Source organism: Sutterella sp. AM11-39 (assembly GCF_003472385.1).
GTDB classification, from domain to species: Bacteria; Pseudomonadota; Gammaproteobacteria; order Burkholderiales; family Burkholderiaceae_F; genus Duodenibacillus; species Duodenibacillus intestinigallinarum.
Window position 1 is genome coordinate 61,740 of sequence record NZ_QRLV01000011.1, and the last position, 324, is coordinate 62,063.

Sequence of the window (324 nt, forward strand, 5' to 3'; positions counted from 1 at the left end):
CAGCTGGCAAGGTCAGCGCAGAAACGATAAGGCAGTACATTGAAAGGACTGAACACATCAGAGGACGCAGGTAGTCTGGTAGAACGTTCCAAGGACGTTCGTACCGCTTGTGTTGTCCTGGACATGGACAGCGATGCCTTTGAAAAATTGCAGCGCACCCAAGAGCTCTTTCGTCGCGCTTGCAATTTGCTCGTTGACATTATCCGTGAGGACACCGAAAAGAAGCTGCGCCTATGGCAACGTTTCAACCTGCACCACGCCGGCTACTACCGCGTACGCGAAGCTGTACCGGAACTGGGTGCGCAGCTCGTCTGCAACGCTGTG

The 324-nt window shown here is 54.3% G+C and carries 1 pseudogene; it reads left to right on the forward strand.

The window, feature by feature from the left end:
* Positions 1 to 39 precede the first annotated feature (39 nt).
* Positions 40 to 324: pseudogene (locus DW133_RS08660) on the forward strand (RNA-guided endonuclease TnpB family protein); the annotation flags it as partial.